Raw genomic sequence first — 15,967 nt, 5'->3', positions numbered from 1 at the left:
GTTCCGCCTGCATGCCGGCCGCCGGGGTCGTTCAGCGTGTGCCCCGATCCTGTGCCGATCCCGTGAAATACTCGTCCCGTCACTTCCGGCGCGCAACCGCCCGGTCAATCCCGGCTCAGCCCTTCCAGAAGCGGCACGAACCGCACCGGGCGCAGCTCCTCGTAGTCGAAGCCGCTTTCGTGGCGCGTCACCTTGATCAGCGTCTGCACCGCGTCGCTCTGGCCTACCGGCACGACCATGATACCGCCCACGCGCAATTCCGCCAAGAGGGGGCCGGGCGGGTCCTCGGCCGCCGCCGTCACCAGGATGCGGTCGAAGGGCGCCTGGTCGGCCAGCCCGTGGCTTCCGTCGGCGGTGAAGGCCGTGACATTGGCCAGCTCCAGCGCCTCGAACACGGCGCGGGCCTCGGCCACCAGGCGACGGTGACGGTCCACGGTATAGACCCGCCGCGCCAGCCGCGACAGGATCGCCGCCTGGTAGCCCGAACCGGTCCCGATCTCGAGCACCTTGTCGCGCGGGCTGATCTCGAGCGCCTGGGTCATCAGCCCCACGACCGAGGGCTGGCTGATGGTCTGGCCGCAAGCGATGGGCAGCGGCATGTCCTCGTAGGCGCGTTCGGCGAAGATGCCGCGCACGAACTTGCCGCGGTCGATCTTCTCCATCGCCGCCAAGACGCGCTTGTCCGTCACCCCCTGCGAGCGCAGGGCGAAGAGGAACTGCATGCGTGACTCGGCGTCGAAGCTCATGACAGGCGGTCCGCCAATTCGCCCAGCGTGTCGCGGTCGGTCAGGTCGGCGACAAGCGGTGTGACCGAGATCCAGCCGTCGAGGTTCACGGCCGCGTCCGTGCCGGGTTGCGTCGGCCGCTGCTGGTCGGCGCCGCGGGTCCACTGGAACCGCCGGCCCGAGGGCGAGATCACCGGCTCGACCTTGAAGCCGTCGCCGTGACGGAAGCCCTGGGCGGCTGCCTTCATGCCTTTCACCGCGTCGCCGGGGACTGGCGGGAAGTTGACGTTGTAGAAGGTGCGATAGCCATCGGCATCGCCCCACAGATCGGCATCGAGCAGCGCGCGCACCACCCGTTCGCCCCAGACCCGCGCGGCGTCGAACCCGTCGCCGCCGTCGCGGTTGCCGGGACCGTAGAACTGGCTCAGCGCGATGGCGCGGCGGCCTTGCAGCGCGCCTTCCATCGCGGCGCCGATGGTCCCGGAGTACAGGACATTCTCGGCGGCGTTGTTGCCGCGATTGACGCCCGACAGCACCAGGTCTGGGGGGGCGGGCAGAATGTCGTGCATCGCCGCCAGCACGCAATCGGCGGGCGAGCCCTCGGCGGCCCAGCGGCGCGTCTCCAGCTCGCTGACCAGGGTGGGGTGGGTGTAGCTGATGCAGTGGCCGACGCCCGACTGCTCGAACGCCGGGGCGACGGTCCAGACCTCGCCACCGTCGCCCGCGATGGCGGCGGCGATGGCGTGCAGCGCCTTCAGCCCCGGCGCGTTGATGCCGTCGTCATTGGTGATGAGAATACGCATGTTGCCCCCGGCTGCGTCCGCTCGCTTTACCCGGGTCTAGGCGAGCGGCGGGCGCGCGGCAAGGATGCGCAAGGGATGTCAGAGCATCGTCAAAAGGCGTGTGGCCTCGTCCGCGCAGGTTGCCAGTTGCGACCGGTCCTCGCCCGGAAAGAACCGTCCGCGCGTGGCGGTGGCCATGGGTGCGGGCGTCAGGATGTCGACCCAGGGGCCGGTGTTCCGCGTCTCGGCCTGCCAGCTGCGGGCCAGCGCGATCTGCGTGGCCTTGGTCGCCCCGTAGGAGCCGAAGAACTTCTGCCCCGCGCGGTCGTCGTCGAAGAAGACGGCGCGGCCTGCGGGCGCGGCGCGCAGCAGAGGCTCGACCATGGGGATCAGCGTGGCGGTGGCGTTGGCGTTCACCTCGACGCTTTTCTTCCAGTCGCGCGCGTCGATCTGGCCTGCCGGGGTCAGCGGCGCGGCGTGGATCGCGCAGTGCAGCCACAGGTCCACGTGCCCCCAGCGGTCGAAGATGCTGCGGCACATATGCGCCATGGCGCCCGCGTCGGTCACATCCATGGGCGCGAGCGTCGCGTCGCCGCCGCGGGCCTTGATGCGGTCGTCGAGCTCTTCCAGCGCGCCGGTGGTGCGAGCGACGGCCATGACATGGTGGCCGGGCGCCAGGGCCTCGGCCAGGGCGGCGCCGAGCCCGCGGGACGCGCCGGTGATGAGGGCAAGCTTGGTCATGGGCGCGATGTGCTTCGTCGGACGTGCGGCGTCAAGCGATTGCGCACCCTGCGTCATGTCGCGCGGGCGCCCCGGCGCAGGATTCAGGTATTTGGGGAAAGATGAAGCCCCGGGCGGCGCGCGGGCGCAACCGCGGTGCTATTCGGCGGCTTCCTTCATCTTGAACCCCTTCTCGATCCCGTCGGCGGGGCGCACGGGATAGTCGCCCGAGAAGCAGGCATCGCAGTATTGCGGACGTTCGGGGTCGCGCCCGGCGGTTTCGCCCACGGCGCGGTAAAGCCCGTCGAGCGAGATGAAATTCAGCGAATCCATGCCCAGGTGGGCGCACATCTCGTCCTCGGACATGGTGGCCGCCAGCAGCTTCTCGCGTTCGGGCGTGTCGACGCCGTAGAAGCAGGGCCAGGCGGTGGGGGGCGACGCGATGCGGAAATGAACTTCTTTCGCGCCGGCATCGAGGATCATCTCGCGGATCTTGATGCTCGTCGTCCCGCGCACCACGCTGTCATCGACCAGGATGACCCGCTTGCCGCGGATGAGGGCGCGGTTCACGTTCAGCTTCAGCCGCACGCCCATGTTGCGAATCTGCTCGGTCGGTTCGATGAAGGTGCGGCCCATGTACTGGTTGCGGATGATCCCCATGGCGTAGGGGATGCCGGATTCCTGGCTGTAGCCGATGGCCGCCGGCGTGCCGGAGTCGGGCACGGGGCAGACCAGGTCGGCCTCCACCGGCGCTTCGCGCGCCAGTTCGACGCCGATCTGGCGGCGCGTCTCGTAGACGGACCGGCCCCCGAGGATCGAGTCGGGCCGCGAGAAATAGACGTGCTCGAAGATGCAGAAGCGCGGACGCTCGGCCTGGAACGGGCGGTGCGAGGTGACATGCCCGTCCTCGATGACGACCATCTCGCCCGGTTCGATCTCGCGCAGGAACTCGGCCCCGCAGATGTCCAGCGCGCAGGTCTCGGACGACAGGGCATAGCCGTCGCCGAGCCGGCCCAGGACCAGGGGCCGCACGCCCAGCGGGTCGCGCACGCCGATCAGCTTGGTGCGGGTCATGGCAACGATGGAGAAGGCCCCTTCGACCCGGCGCAGCGCGTCCTGCATCCGCTCGGGCACCTTGCGTTGGAGCGAGCGGGCCATGAGGTGGATGATACATTCGCTGTCCGAGGACGACTGGAAGATCGAACCGCGGTCGATCAGCTCGCGCCGCAGCGCGTCGGCATTCACGATGTTGCCGTTATGGGCGATGGCCGCGCCGCCCATGGAGAATTCGCCGAAGAAGGGCTGCACGTCGCGGATCTGGGTGTTGCCCTTGGATCCGGCGGTGGAATAGCGCACATGCCCGATCGCCAACCCGCCAGGCAGGGTGTCCATCAGCGACTGCTTGGTGAAATTGTCGCGGACATAGCCGAAGCGGCGGGCCGAGTTGAAGCCGTGGTCGGGGTGGTAGCTGACAATGCCCCCGGCTTCCTGCCCGCGGTGCTGCAGCGCGTGCAGGCCCAGGGCGACGAAGTTGGCCGCGTCCTCGACCCCGCAGACGCCGAAGACGCCGCATTCCTCGCGCAGCTTGTCGTCGTGCCCGGCGTCGCGCAGGTGCGACGTGTCGAACGGATGGGCGGGGGGCAGGCTGCGCATGGCACGGATCCCGAATCTCTGGGTGGGTCGCGGCACACATAGTCCCTTGTCATGCAACTGTCACCCTCGGCCCGGTGCCGAGACGCGGTCAGATCAGCGCGGGGGCGAGGGACAGGATCAATCCGCCGGCCATGAGCCCATTGAACAGGCGCCGGCGAAAGGGGGACGTCAACGCGCGGGCCAGCCCCTGGCCCGCCAGCACCCAGATCGCGATGCACGGCATGGCCACCAGCATGAAGGTCCCCGCGACGATCAGCACCGACTCTGCCGCGCGGGTGGGGGCATAAAGCGTCACCGCCGCCAGTCCCATCGCCCAGGCCTTGGGATTGATCCACTGGAACGCGGCGGCCTGGAGGGCGGTGAAGGGCCGGGCGCGGGGCCCCGCGGCCCCCGGCGCCGGGGCCGTGGCGATGCGGTACGCGAGGTAGAGCAGGTAGGCCGCGCAGAGCACCTGCATCACGGTGTAGCTGGGCGGCCAGGCGTCGAACACCCGCATCACCCCCACGCCGACCAGCGCGATCATCGCCCCGAACCCGAAGGTGATTCCCAGCATGTGCGGCAGGGTCCGGCGCAGCCCGAAATTGGCGCCCGAGGCCATGACCATGACGTTGTTGGGCCCCGGCGTGACGGTGGCCACGATGGCGAAGGTCAGGAGGGCGAGGAAGGTGTCGGGGGCCATGACGATCCGGGGTGTTCGTTATCTTGCGCGCAATATCCTGCCGTTTCAGCGGTGATTGGTTGCGAATTTGCGTGGATGAGACGGCTTCCGCGCCGTAGACTGTTGGCATGGATGCGATTGACGACCGAATATTGCGCGTACTGTCGGCCGAGGCGCGGATCAGCAACCTGGCGCTGGCCGACCGGGTCGGGCTGTCGCCCTCGGCCTGCCTGCGGCGGGTCGGCGCGCTGGAACGGGCGGGGGTCATCACCGGCTATCGCGCGCGGATCGACCCGGCGCGGCGGGGCCTTGGCTTCGTGGCCTACCTGACCGTGGGGCTGAGCCTGCATACCCGCGACGCCCAGGCGGCCTTCGAGGCGGCGATGGACCGTGCGCCCGAGGTGGTCGAATGCCACAACATCACCGGCGTGGTGGAATACCTGCTGCGGGTCGAGGCGGCCGATCTCGCTGCCTTCAAGCACTTTCATACCGAGGTGCTGGGCGCCCTGCCGCAGCTGAGCTCGATCACCACCCACGTGGTGATGGGAAGCCCCAAGGACGCGCGGGCCTAGCCCTCGCAGACGCTGACCAGGCTTTCGTACTGCTCGACGATCCAGCCCGGGGCGTCATCGGGAATGGCGCTGTCCAGGTCGCTTTGCGACCGGGCGAAGATCTGCGCGGTGCGGCTGTTGTCGACCATGGGCATCGACTCGGTCGCGGCGACGCGGTCGTAGACGATGAAGGCGACGGCGACGAGCAGCACGCCGCGCGCCACCCCGAAGAGAAAGCCCGCGCCCTGGTCGACCCCGCCCAGGGCTGAGTCGCGGATCGCGCCCGACAGAAGCGGCGTGAAGATCGACGCGACCACGAGCGCGACGGCGAACACCGCCGCGAAGGCGGCGATGATCGACAATTCGCAGCTGTCGCCAAGGAAGTCGCCGATTACCGGGAGTTCGCGCACCAGCGGCTGCACCGGCGGGGCAAGGACGAAAGCCGCGATCGCGGCGGCGATCCAGCCGACGATGGCCATGGCCTCGCGCACGAAGCCACGGCTGTACGCCAGAAGGGCCGACACCACGATGACCGCGGCCACGATACCGTCGACGAGGGTGAAGCCGTCCATGAAGCCTGTCCTTATCCGGCGCCGAACATGTCGCCCACGAGCGTGGCCATGTCGGGATAACTGGTGATGCGCATGTCCTGGGAAGCCTGCGTCTTGCTCGCCTTTGGCGCGATTGCCGTCGAGAAACCAAGTTTCGCGGCTTCTTTCAACCTGTTTTCGGTCTGCCCGGCGGGGCGCAGCGCACCCGAGAGGCTGATTTCGCCGAAGACGACCGATTGCGGGGGCAGGGCGGTGTCCTCGCGCGCGCTGAGAAGCGCCAGCGCGACGGCCAGGTCGGCGGCCGGTTCGCGCACGCGCAACCCGCCCGCGATGTTCAGGTAGACGTCCAGCCCCTGGAACGGCACGGCGCAGCGCGCCTCGAGCACGGCGAGGATCATCGCCAGCCGCCCGGTATCCCAGCCCACCGCCTGCCGACGCGGCTGGGCGTGGGGCGTGGGGGCGACCAGCGCCTGGATCTCGCACAGCACGGGGCGCGAGCCCTCGATCCCGGCGAACACCGCGCTGCCGGGGCTGGGCCGGTCGCGGTCCCCCAGGAACAGCGCGCTGGGATTGGCCACCTCGGCCAGGCCGCCGCCCGTCATCTCGAAGACGCCGATCTCGTCCGCGGGGCCGAAGCGGTTCTTGACCGCGCGCAGGATGCGGAACTGGTGGCCGCGCTCGCCCTCGAAATAGAGCACCGTGTCGACCATGTGCTCGACCACGCGTGGCCCGGCGATCTGGCCTTCCTTGGTGACGTGTCCCACCAGGATCACGCTCATGCCGTGGCGCTTGGCGAAGGTCGTAAGCTCGTGCGCGGCGGCGCGCACCTGGCTGACGCTGCCCGGCGCGCTTTCGACGTTGTCGGCCCACATGGTCTGGATCGAGTCGATGATGGCCAGGTCGGGTTTCTCGGCCTCCAGCGTCGTCAGGATCTCGCGCAGGTTGGTCTCGGCGGCCAGCTGGACGGGCGCCTGCCCGAGGCCCAGCCGCTGCGCGCGCATGCGGACCTGGGCGCTGGCCTCCTCGCCCGAAACGTAGACGGTCTTCAGCCCCGACGCGGCGAAGGCGGCCGCGCCCTGGAGAAGCAGGGTGGATTTGCCGATGCCGGGATCGCCGCCCACGAGGATCGCGCTGGCGGGGACAAGGCCGCCGCCCAGAACGCGGTCAAGCTCGGCCAGCCCGGATTGCGTGCGCGGTGGCGGCGTCTCCTCGGTGGCGAGATCCACCAGCGCCATGCCGCGCCCGCGCTTCTTGCCCAAGGATTTCGAGGCCGGTCCCGCGGAGAGCGGCGCCTCTTCGACGATGGTGTTCCACGCGCCGCACGCGTCGCAGCGGCCCGACCACTTGGAATAGGTCGCACCGCAGGACTGACAGATGAAATCGGGGGTTTTCGCCATGCGTCCTTCTGCCGAAACCGGCAGAGGCGTGCAAGATCACTCGGCCGCCATGCCCTTCGGTGCGGCGGGCAGGGCGATCACGTTGCCGCGCTGACGCTCGTAGCCCAGCTCGGCCAGAAGGGGTCCGAATTCCTCGTCCATCGCACGCAGGCGGCTTTCGATCATGTCCTCGTCGACGCCCACGGCCTCGCGCTGGCGGCGCAGGTCGCGACAGGCGGTCAAGGCGCGGTCGATGCGATCCTCGTAGATCGCGACCTCTTCCTGGCGGTGGGCCAGGAAATTGCGGGCGCGGGCCACGTTCTCGTCGCTGTAGGTCTCGGCCAGTTCACGGCTGGCGTAAGACATCTCGGCCGCGGTTTCGAGGATATCGGGCTCGAGATGGCCAAGGTCGGGATGGTCGCGCATGTACTTGATCCGCTCCTTCACCGCATCGAACTGTTCCGACAGCATGAACACGCCGGCCCGGTCGGCGGCGTGGCAGATGCGATAGGCCTCGGCCACGTCGGACATGGAAATCTGGAAGTCGCGGTGGCTGGTCTCAAGCGCCAATGTCCGCATCCCCGAGGGCAGGCAGGCGACGATGGCGAGCAGGAAGATCGCGAGACCCGCCTGCACCAGAAGCCCCGCCTGCGGCAACACCGTGTCGCCGAATTGCAGGGGCAGGGTCAGCACGGGGAGGTATCCCAGGGCACCGGCCAGGGTCACGCCCGCGAGGGTCAGACCCGCCACGACGATCAGGGCCGAGGCGATCCATTGGATCTGCGCGGCGGCTGACCGGCGAAAGGCTTTTGCAGAATGCGACATTTCAAAAATCCCCGACTCACACCTTAAGCGATTTCCCGCTTGCCGAGGTCAATTATTTTTGGCCGCTTCGGTTCCGTCGCAAAGACGGTTCAGGCGCAATGCCCGGAAAACCGGCGATAAAGCGACCCGGAACGCAGGGGGTTAGCCGCCGGATGCCCCGCAAAGGGCCTTTTTTCGCGGCCCCCGCGGCTCCGCATGCAATTGCGGTGCCGAATGCCGTCCCGAGTATGCTTCAACGGCGATTGTTCACGTTTCCGGAACAGTGTCGTGCCCGGGGCCCGATAGGCGCCAGGCGGCGCCCAATCAGATGTAGCTGCGGTCGTAGCGTGATCCGAGCGAGGTCAGGATCTCGTACCCGATGGTGCGCGCCGCGTCGGCCAGGTCGTCGACGCCCTGCTGGGTGCCCAGCATGACCAGGTGATCGGGCACCTCGTCCAGATGGGTGATGTCGACCGTCAGCATGTCCATCGACACGCGGCCGGCCAGGGGGCAGGGGATATCGCCCGCGAACATCACGGTGCGGTCGCCCATCAGGCGGATCAGCCCGTCGGCGTAGCCCGCCTGGACCGTGGCGATACGCGCGGGTTCGTCCGCCAGCCACGACGCGCCGTAGCCGACAGCCTCGCCCGGGGCGACGTCGCGGGTCTGGATGATCGGCACCCGCAGGTGCACCACCGGTTTCGCGTCCGCGAAGGGCAGCCCGCCATACAGGCCGACGCCCGGACGCGTCATGTCGAAGTGGTAGTCCGACCCAAGAAGGATCCCGCCCGTGGCGGCCAGCGACCGGGGCGCGTCGATGCCGTCGGTCATGTCGTGAAAGGCCTGCAACTGCCGCGCGTTCATGGGGTCGTCGGGCTCATCGGCGCAGGCAAGATGGCTCATCACCAGCTTCGGTCCCTGTCCCAGCACGATGCGGCGGGCGGCGTCCCACTCGGCCGGCTCTAGGCCCAGGCGGTTCATCCCGGTGTCGAGCTGCACGCCGAAGGGGCTGCCCGAAAGCGCTTCGAAATGGCGGGTCATCTGTTCGATCGAGTTCAGCAGCGGAACCAGGTCGAACTTGCGGATCGCGTCGGTGTCGCCGTCCATGTGGCCGGAGAAGACGAAGATCTGCGGCCCGTCGCCCAGTGCGCGGCGCAGCGCGACGCCCTCCTGCACCTCGGCCACGAAGAAGCTCCGCACGCCCGTCTCGGACAGGCTGCGCGCCACCCGCGCCAGTCCAAGGCCATAGGCGTTCGCCTTGACCACCGCGCCGGTCTCCACGCCCTCGCCCGAGGCGGCGTCGAGGCTGCGCCAGTTGTCGCTCAGCGCGCCCAGGTCGATGGTCAGCGTCGCGTTTGCCATGTCATGCGTCCCTTCCGGTTGGGGCCTCGGTCTTGCCCACGCCCTTCATCCGGGCGCTGACCTTGCGCAACCGTTCGAGGAACACGCCGATGATCCGCGGCTCGAACAGCAGTCCGGGTCCGAAGCGCAGGCCGAGGTTGTTCAGGTTCTCGATCGCCAGCGACCGCGCGGCGCGGGAAAAGCCGCCCGTTCGCGCCTCTTCGAAGGTGCCGTTGACGCCCAGCGTGTCGAACCCGAAGGAATTCGAGAACAGGAAGTTCAGCGACTCGGAATGCATGACCAGGTCGGCCTTCGCCTCGGTCGGCTCGAGCGTGCCGGCCGGCGGGTCGATGCGCCAGGATTGCCCGGTGTCGTCGGTGTGGATGACCACCGGCTGAAGCACGGCGATCGGGCTGAGCTTCTGCGCCAGCCGCATGGCCGCGCGCGAGTTGTTGGCGAAGACCCGGTCGCGCCAGCCGTCGAACGAGGCGCGGATCTTGTCGTCCTCGACGCTGTCATAGGTCATGGGATCGTCCAGCGGCCGGGCATAGACGGCGCGCCAGAACTCGGCCGCGCGGGCGTGGGCCCCGGGGTCGGGGGTGCCGTCGGTCACGTCGCCGGGCTGCATGACGCGCAGGTCGAAATCCGCGTCCCTGAAGGCGGCGATGACGTCGTCGGGCGTGTTGGCCGCGTCGTTCAGATAGGCGTTGCGCACGTGGGCGAAGGCCACGAAGGACGCGAAGGGGATCACCTGCTTCGGCTTGAAGGCGCGCGCCTGCACGCGGATGTTGTTCAGCTTCTCCTGCGCGGCGGCCACGCGCCAGTCGCGGTTCTCGCGCCCGCCCTCCCACGCGGCATAGCTGAACTGGGTCAGCAGCACGTCGCAATCGCCCACGACATCGTGGATTTCCTTGGCCCGCGCATCGTCGGCCACGGCGCAGTCGTTCAGGTTCAGCACGTGCTGCCCGCCCGCGCGGATCGAGATCAGCGAATCGTAGAATTCGTCCTTCAGGCAGATCGCCTCGAAATCCTGGCCCAGCGTGTAGGGACGGCCGAAGTCCATCTCGGTCAGGTCGAACCCCTGCGCGCGCAGGAAATCCGCCACGCGCTGATCCTCGATCCCCTGGAACAGCAGCTTGATGCCCCGCGCGCGGATCGTGTCGCCCCAGCGCTTGAAGAACCCGATCGAGAAGTGATCGGGATGTTCGTGGCTGATCCAGATATGCGTCACCCGGTCGAGCAGGTCCGCGATGGTGTCGTCGGGCGTCTCGACCAGCAGCCGCCAGCCCTTGTGGAAGGCCGGCCCCTGGTACCAGGGATCGGTCAGCAGCCGGACATCCCCGTGCGATATCAGGACCGAGGCGTGGTTGACGAATTCGATCTGCAAGGCGCGCTCCGGGGGCTTGGGCAAAACCGCCCCGGTGATAGGACAGTCAGGGAAGGTCGTAAATGCGGCGCATCCGTTCCCAGCGCTTTTCCCCCACGAGGCAATCGTACCCGGCCGGCGCGGTGGCCTGCGCCCGCCACAGGCGTTCAGGCTGGCGGCCCGCGATTTCGAGTATCAGCTTGCGCTTGATGGCCGGGGCGAATTCCTCCCATCGCAGGACGGGCAGGACGAAGGCGCCGGGTCCGCCGATGACGCAGGCGCGGTAATACTCGTCGAGATCCTCGAGATACCAGCGGCTGCCCTGTCCGTCGCGGGTCATCAGGGGCAGGCCGTTGATGATGATGCCCTCGGCCACGGCGCGGTTGCGGTCCGGGACGACCGGGCCGCCCTCGTTGTTGGGCCCGTCGCCCGAGATGTCGATGACCCGCCGAAGCCCGCGAAAGTCGTTGTCGCGCAGGGTCACCATGCCGAACCGCAGCGCCCCCGAGATCGACGTGCGCTGCATCGAGGCCAACTGGCTGGTCCCGATGCGGTCGGCGAATGCGCGGGCGTCCTCGGCCGCGCCGATCAGCGTCCAGTCCACCACCGTGCGGATGCTGTAGCTGCCCGCCCACTCAACGTAGGACAGCGCGATGCGCCCCGTCAGCCCGCCCAGGATCGCCTCGATCACGTCGTCGCTGGCCAGGGCCTCGGCATAGCCGCGCCGCTGAATCTCCTGCTCGGCCGGGCTCATGGAGCGGGAGACGTCGACCAGCAGCAGAAGCTCCAGGTCCACCTCGGTCTTGCCATCGTGATACTCGGCCCGGGCGATCGATGCCCAGAGGCCGAGAAGAAGGATCGTCAGCCAGCGCATGGGGTCAGCGAACACCGACCGCCGCCGGGCTGTCCAGTAACGTCTGCGCGGGTCAGTACTCGCCGCCGCCCTGCTGCCAGGGCTGGACGAGGTTGCCGAAGCGGGTGAACCGGCCCTCGAAGCTCAGGTCGACCGTGCCGATGGGGCCGTGGCGCTGCTTGCCGATGATGACCTCGGCGCGGCCGTGCAGGCGTTCCATCTCGGTCTGCCATGTGGCCATCTTCTCGAGCTCATGCTCGCCCGGCTTCTCGCGTTCCTTGTAGTACTCCTCGCGGAACACGAACATCACCACGTCGGCGTCCTGCTCGATCGAGCCCGACTCGCGCAGGTCCGACAGCTGCGGGCGCTTGTCCTCGCGGCTTTCGACCTGGCGGCTCAGCTGCGACAGGGCGATGACGGGGATATCCAGCTCCTTCGCGATGGCCTTCAGACCCTGCGAGATCTCGGAGATCTCGTTCACGCGGTTGGCGTCGCGGCCGGTGCCCTTGATCAGCTGAAGATAGTCGACCACCAGCACGTCCAGCCCGTGCTCGCGCTTCAGCCGCCGGGCGCGGGCGGCCAGCTGGCTGATGGGCAGGGCGGGCGTGTCGTCGATGTAGATGGGGCAGGATTCCAGCGATTTCGCCGCCTCGACGAAGCGGCGGAACTCGCCCTCGTTCATGTCGCCGCGGCGGATCTGCTCGCTGGGCACCTCGCTCGCCTCCGACAGGATGCGGGCGGCCAGCTGTTCGGCGCTCATTTCCAGGCTGTAGAACCCCACGACACCGCCATCGATGGTGCCCTCGGTCCCGTCGGGGCGCAGGCCCTTCTTGTAGGCCTTGGCCACGTTGAAGGCGATGTTGGTGGCAAGCGACGTCTTGCCCATCGAGGGGCGGCCGGCCAAGATCAGGAGGTCCGAGCGGTGCAGCCCGCCCAGCTTCTTGTCCAGATCGATAAGGCCGGTGCTGACGCCCGCCAGCCCGCCTTCACGCTGGTAGGCGGCGTTGGCGACGTTCACCGCGTCGGTGACCGCGCGCAGGAAAGATTGGAACCCCTGGTTCGACTGCCCGGCCTCGCCCAGCTTGTAAAGCTCCTGCTCGGCCTCGACGATCTGCTCGCGCGGCTCCGAGCTCACGTCGACCTTGGCCGCCCGGTCCGAGATATCGCGGCCCAGCTGGATCAGCTTCCGCCGGATCGCCAGGTCGTAGATCAGCTGGGCATAATCCTTGGCCGCGTAGCTGGAGATCGCCGCGCCCGCGAGCCGGACGAGATAGGCGGGCCCGCCCAGGTCGGCGAGACCCGGCTCGTCGGCCAGGAACGCCTTAAGCGAAACGGGGCTGGCCACCTGGTTGCGGGCGATGCGCGCGCTCGCCACCTCGTAGATGCGGGCGTGCACGGGGTCGTAGAAATGGCTTTCGTTGATGATCGCCGCGACCCGGTCGTAGATGTCGTTGTTGGTCAGGATCGCGCCCAGCAGTTGCTGCTCGGCGTCGATGTTGTGGGGCAGGAGATCGCTTTCGCCGTCGTTGCTCTCGGCGGGAATCTTCGCGATTTCGTTCATGCCACACCCCTGCGTCGTCGTTTCGAGCCCTTTGCCTAGGCCCCCGGACGCGCCCGATCAAGCGCCCTCTTGGGTAGGTGGCGGATCCGCACCATGCACCTCTGGTTGCGCATCTTAGTGGTCCGCATACCAGATGCGGGGCGGGGCGGAGACGGGCCTGCGGCTTATCCCCAGACCCGCCGGGGATAAGTGGTGGATCAACTGCGGGCGGCTTGCCAGGCGCGGGGATCCGACAGGAACGACTCGACCCCCGCCAGGGTCTCGGCGTCGAAGGCGGACCGCTCGCGGGCCACCGCAAGGACGTCCCACCAGGTGCAGAGGCTGTGCAGCGTGACGCCGTGATCGCCCAGGGTCGTCTCGGTTTCCGGGAAGATGCCGTAGCTGAAGATGACGGCGGTGTGGGAGCAGGTGGCGCCGGTTTCGCGGATGGCGTCCACGAAGCTCAGCTTGGACCCGCCGTCGGTGGTCAGATCCTCGACCAGCAGGACGCGCTGGCCTTCGTCCATCACGCCCTCGATCCGCGCGTTGCGGCCATACCCTTTCGGCTTCTTGCGCACGTAGGTCATGGGCAGGGCCATCCGCTCGGCCACCAGCGCGGCGAAGGGGATGCCCGCCGTCTCGCCGCCCGCCACGTTGTCGAACGCCTCGAACCCGGCGTCGCGCAGAACGGTGACGGTCAGGAAATCCATCAGGGTCGACCGGATGCGCGGGAACGAGATCAGCTTGCGGCAGTCGATATAGGTGGGCGACGGCAGGCCCGACGCCAGGGTGAAGGGCTCGCGCGAATTGAAATGCACCGCCCCGACCTCGAGCAGCATTCCGGCACTCAGGCGGGCGATCTCGTCGCGGGGCGGGAAGGAAGTGGGAATCATGGCGCGCTCCTTCGGCTGACGGCGGATGCCTATGTCACCGCGCCGCGCGCGCCAAGTCCCAGGGCGCCGTCGCAAGGACTCAAGGCGTCGGATATGAGTATTTGAGGACCAGTGATGCAGGGCGCGTGTCCCCATCACTGGTCCGGAAATACTCACGTGACGGACAGCCGGCAAAGGGTGCGCGGCCGGGATTTCAGTCCAGCACGCGCCAGTGCAGCGGCATGCCGGGGTCAAAGACGGTGACGGGGCCGTCGTCGGTGTCGATCGCCGCCGGGTATTCGACGGGCGCGCCCCGCTCGAGCGTGATGGTGTCCGTGTTCACGGGCAGCCGGTAGAAGGCCGGGCCGTTCAGCGACGTGAACGCCTCGAGCCGGTCCAGAGCGCCCTCGGCCTCGAACACTTGGGCCAGGACGGAGAGCGTATTCGGCGCGGTGAAACAGCCGGCGCAGCCGCAGGGCTGCAGCTTGGCGGCGTCGGTATGCGGCGCGCTGTCGGTGCCGAGGAAGAACGACGCCTCCCCCGAGGTGGCGGCGGCCACCAGCGCCCGGCGATGGGTCTCGCGCTTGGCCACGGGCAGGCAGTAGTAGTGCGGCTTGATCCCGCCCGCCAGGATGTGGTTGCGGTTGATGACCAGGTGGTGGGTCGTGATCGTGGCCGCGATGTCGTCGCCGCCCCCGCGCACGTAATCCACCGCGTCCGATGTCGTCACGTGCTCCATCACGACCCGCAGGCCCGGCACGTCCCGGCGGATCGGGTCGAGCACGCGGTCGATGAACGCGGCCTCGCGGTCGAAGATGTCGATCTCGGGATCCGTCACCTCGCCATGCACGCAGAGCGGCAGGCCGATCTGGGCCATGTTCTCCAGCACGCGGCGGACCTTGGTGAAATCCCGCACGCCCGAGGCCGAGTTCGTGGTCGCGCCCGCCGGGTAGAGCTTGACGGCGGTGATCAGGCCGATCTCGGCCGCCGCGCGCAGGTCGCGCAGCTCGGTCTCTTCGGTCAGGTAGAGGGTCATCAGCGGCTGGAATGCCGATCCGCGCGGCTTTGCGGCGAGGATGCGGTCGCGGTACTCGGCCGCGTCGCGCGCGGTGACCACGGGCGGGACGAGGTTGGGCATGATGATGGCGCGGCCGAAATGGGCGGCGCTGTGGGGCAGGACGGCGCGCATCATGGCGCCGTCGCGCAGGTGCAGGTGCCAGTCGTCGGGGCGGCGGAGGGTCAGTCGGTCCATGACACGTCGCTACAACACGGCGCGCGGCGGCGCCAGATGGGCGCGGGGGCTCAGGCGCGCGGTTCGGGGATCCGCACGCCGGCCTCGGTCAGTTCCTGCGCCAGCTTCTCGTATTCCTGGAGATAGCGGCGGCGCCCCAGCTTGGTGCCGATATGGCGCAGGGTCATGGCGCGCAGGACGGCGCGGTCGGACTGGATCAGGCGGGCGTTCAGCCGCCGCAGGTAGGGGCCGCGGGTGCGGCGGGCGCGCAGGATGCGGAAGAAGGACAGGCGGCTCAGCTGCCGGTCCATGGCATCCTCGAGCAGGGTTTCCATCACGTCGAGGCGGTTGAGATCGGTCACCACGCCGGTGCTTTCGCCGAATCGCATGGGCAGCAGGTCCGCGCCGCGTTCGGAAATGGCGCGCGCGGTCGTGGCGCTGTCGTCGTCCATGGGGTCGTAGATGACCTGCACCCGTTCGGCGGCCGCGAGGGTCGCCGCGCTGGGCGGGAAACGCTCGGTATCGGTCAGCGGGCCGCGCGGCGCGAGAATCAGCACCCGCGCCATGGGCGCGCAGACCGAGTATCCCAGCGCGACACCGGCCAGTTCGCCCGTGCCGAGGACCAGCACCCGGTCGAATTCATCAATCAGGGTGCCGTCGGCCATGGCGTCGAAGAAGCCCACGACCTCGTCCCGCGTCAACACGTCGGCCGAGGGCGATGTGACGTTCAGTACCGACCATTCGAGCTCGTCGATCACGTGGTCGAAGGGCGCGGTGTCGCCGAAGCAGATCAAAAGGTCCGCCCCCGCGCGCTGCAGCGCCACGTGGACATCGGCGCAGAGAGAGTAGGAGAAATCCTGCGCCTCGTCCGGGTCAGGGCTGTCGAAGTCGTCAAAGACGACCGGATCGGTGACCGAGTTCATGTCGAATGCCTTTCGCCGCCG

Annotated in this window: 16 protein-coding genes; 1 reads left to right on the top strand and 15 read right to left on the bottom strand. The window is 68.5% G+C overall.

From position 1 onward, the window contains the following. Window positions 1-104: 104 nt before the first annotated feature. The 5 genes from BUB76_RS07905 to BUB76_RS07885 form a co-directional block, all read right to left on the bottom strand. On the bottom strand, window positions 105-746 hold the full coding sequence (locus tag BUB76_RS07905) for a protein-L-isoaspartate(D-aspartate) O-methyltransferase (RefSeq protein WP_073128224.1): 642 nt from the start codon (window positions 744-746) through the stop codon (window positions 105-107). After that, the gene (gene surE / locus BUB76_RS07900; protein ID WP_073128223.1) at window positions 743-1,528 is read right to left on the bottom strand and encodes a 5'/3'-nucleotidase SurE; all 786 of its coding nucleotides are present in this window, start codon (window positions 1,526-1,528) and stop codon (window positions 743-745) included. Before surE ends, BUB76_RS07905 begins: the two co-directional genes overlap by 4 nt. 78 nt (window positions 1,529-1,606) lie before the next feature. Beyond that, entirely contained in the window at window positions 1,607-2,248 is a 642-nt protein-coding gene (locus tag BUB76_RS07895; RefSeq protein ID WP_073128368.1) for an SDR family NAD(P)-dependent oxidoreductase, read from the bottom strand. Between the two features lie 138 nt (window positions 2,249-2,386). Then, the gene (purF, locus tag BUB76_RS07890) at window positions 2,387-3,880 is read right to left on the bottom strand and encodes an amidophosphoribosyltransferase (RefSeq protein ID WP_175550279.1); all 1,494 of its coding nucleotides are present in this window, start codon (window positions 3,878-3,880) and stop codon (window positions 2,387-2,389) included. An 88-nt stretch (window positions 3,881-3,968) separates the two neighbouring features. Further along, window positions 3,969-4,559 carry a LysE family translocator gene (locus BUB76_RS07885; protein WP_073128222.1) on the bottom strand — a complete coding sequence of 197 codons (591 nt, stop codon included), beginning with the start codon at window positions 4,557-4,559 and terminating at the stop codon, window positions 3,969-3,971. Window positions 4,560-4,666: 107 nt separating this feature from the next. Here BUB76_RS07885 and BUB76_RS07880 point away from each other — a divergent pair, with 107 nt between their 5' ends. Then, window positions 4,667-5,110 (top strand): Lrp/AsnC family transcriptional regulator, encoded by a 444-nt coding sequence (locus BUB76_RS07880; protein ID WP_073128221.1) that lies wholly within the window; start codon window positions 4,667-4,669, stop codon window positions 5,108-5,110. Here BUB76_RS07880 and BUB76_RS07875 read toward each other — a convergent pair. The 10 genes from BUB76_RS07875 to BUB76_RS07830 form a co-directional block, all read right to left on the bottom strand. Then, the gene (locus tag BUB76_RS07875; RefSeq protein WP_073128220.1) at window positions 5,107-5,661 is read right to left on the bottom strand and encodes a CvpA family protein; all 555 of its coding nucleotides are present in this window, start codon (window positions 5,659-5,661) and stop codon (window positions 5,107-5,109) included. The two genes, BUB76_RS07880 and BUB76_RS07875, sit on opposite strands and share 4 nt — an antisense overlap. An 11-nt stretch (window positions 5,662-5,672) precedes the next feature. Further along, window positions 5,673-7,037, bottom strand: coding sequence for a DNA repair protein RadA (radA, locus tag BUB76_RS07870; protein WP_073128219.1), 1,365 nt, complete (start codon window positions 7,035-7,037; stop codon window positions 5,673-5,675). A 36-nt stretch (window positions 7,038-7,073) separates the two neighbouring features. Beyond that, window positions 7,074-7,841 carry a hypothetical protein gene (locus BUB76_RS07865; protein WP_073128218.1) on the bottom strand — a complete coding sequence of 256 codons (768 nt, stop codon included), beginning with the start codon at window positions 7,839-7,841 and terminating at the stop codon, window positions 7,074-7,076. 303 nt (window positions 7,842-8,144) lie between these two features. Next, the gene (gene alr, locus BUB76_RS07860; RefSeq protein ID WP_073128217.1) at window positions 8,145-9,182 is read right to left on the bottom strand and encodes an alanine racemase; all 1,038 of its coding nucleotides are present in this window, start codon (window positions 9,180-9,182) and stop codon (window positions 8,145-8,147) included. A 1-nt stretch (window position 9,183) separates the two neighbouring features. Further along, window positions 9,184-10,548 (bottom strand): MBL fold metallo-hydrolase, encoded by a 1,365-nt coding sequence (locus BUB76_RS07855; protein WP_073128216.1) that lies wholly within the window; start codon window positions 10,546-10,548, stop codon window positions 9,184-9,186. A gap of 46 nt (window positions 10,549-10,594) precedes the next feature. After that, window positions 10,595-11,401, bottom strand: a complete 807-nt coding sequence (locus BUB76_RS07850; RefSeq protein WP_073128215.1) for a DUF1194 domain-containing protein — start codon at window positions 11,399-11,401, stop codon at window positions 10,595-10,597. 52 nt (window positions 11,402-11,453) lie between these two features. Further along, window positions 11,454-12,941 carry a replicative DNA helicase gene (locus BUB76_RS07845; protein WP_073128214.1) on the bottom strand — a complete coding sequence of 496 codons (1,488 nt, stop codon included), beginning with the start codon at window positions 12,939-12,941 and terminating at the stop codon, window positions 11,454-11,456. 197 nt (window positions 12,942-13,138) lie between these two features. Then, entirely contained in the window at window positions 13,139-13,813 is a 675-nt protein-coding gene (locus tag BUB76_RS07840; RefSeq protein WP_073128213.1) for an orotate phosphoribosyltransferase, read from the bottom strand. 193 nt (window positions 13,814-14,006) lie between these two features. Beyond that, the gene (gene pyrC / locus BUB76_RS07835) at window positions 14,007-15,044 is read right to left on the bottom strand and encodes a dihydroorotase (RefSeq protein ID WP_073128212.1); all 1,038 of its coding nucleotides are present in this window, start codon (window positions 15,042-15,044) and stop codon (window positions 14,007-14,009) included. A 50-nt stretch (window positions 15,045-15,094) separates the two neighbouring features. Beyond that, entirely contained in the window at window positions 15,095-15,946 is an 852-nt protein-coding gene (locus tag BUB76_RS07830) for a hypothetical protein (protein ID WP_073128211.1), read from the bottom strand. Between the last annotated feature and the right edge of the window lie 21 nt (window positions 15,947-15,967).

This window comes from Palleronia salina (assembly GCF_900141995.1).
GTDB lineage: Bacteria > Pseudomonadota > Alphaproteobacteria > Rhodobacterales > Rhodobacteraceae > Palleronia > Palleronia salina.
This window is presented reverse-complemented; position numbering and strand designations above follow the sequence as displayed.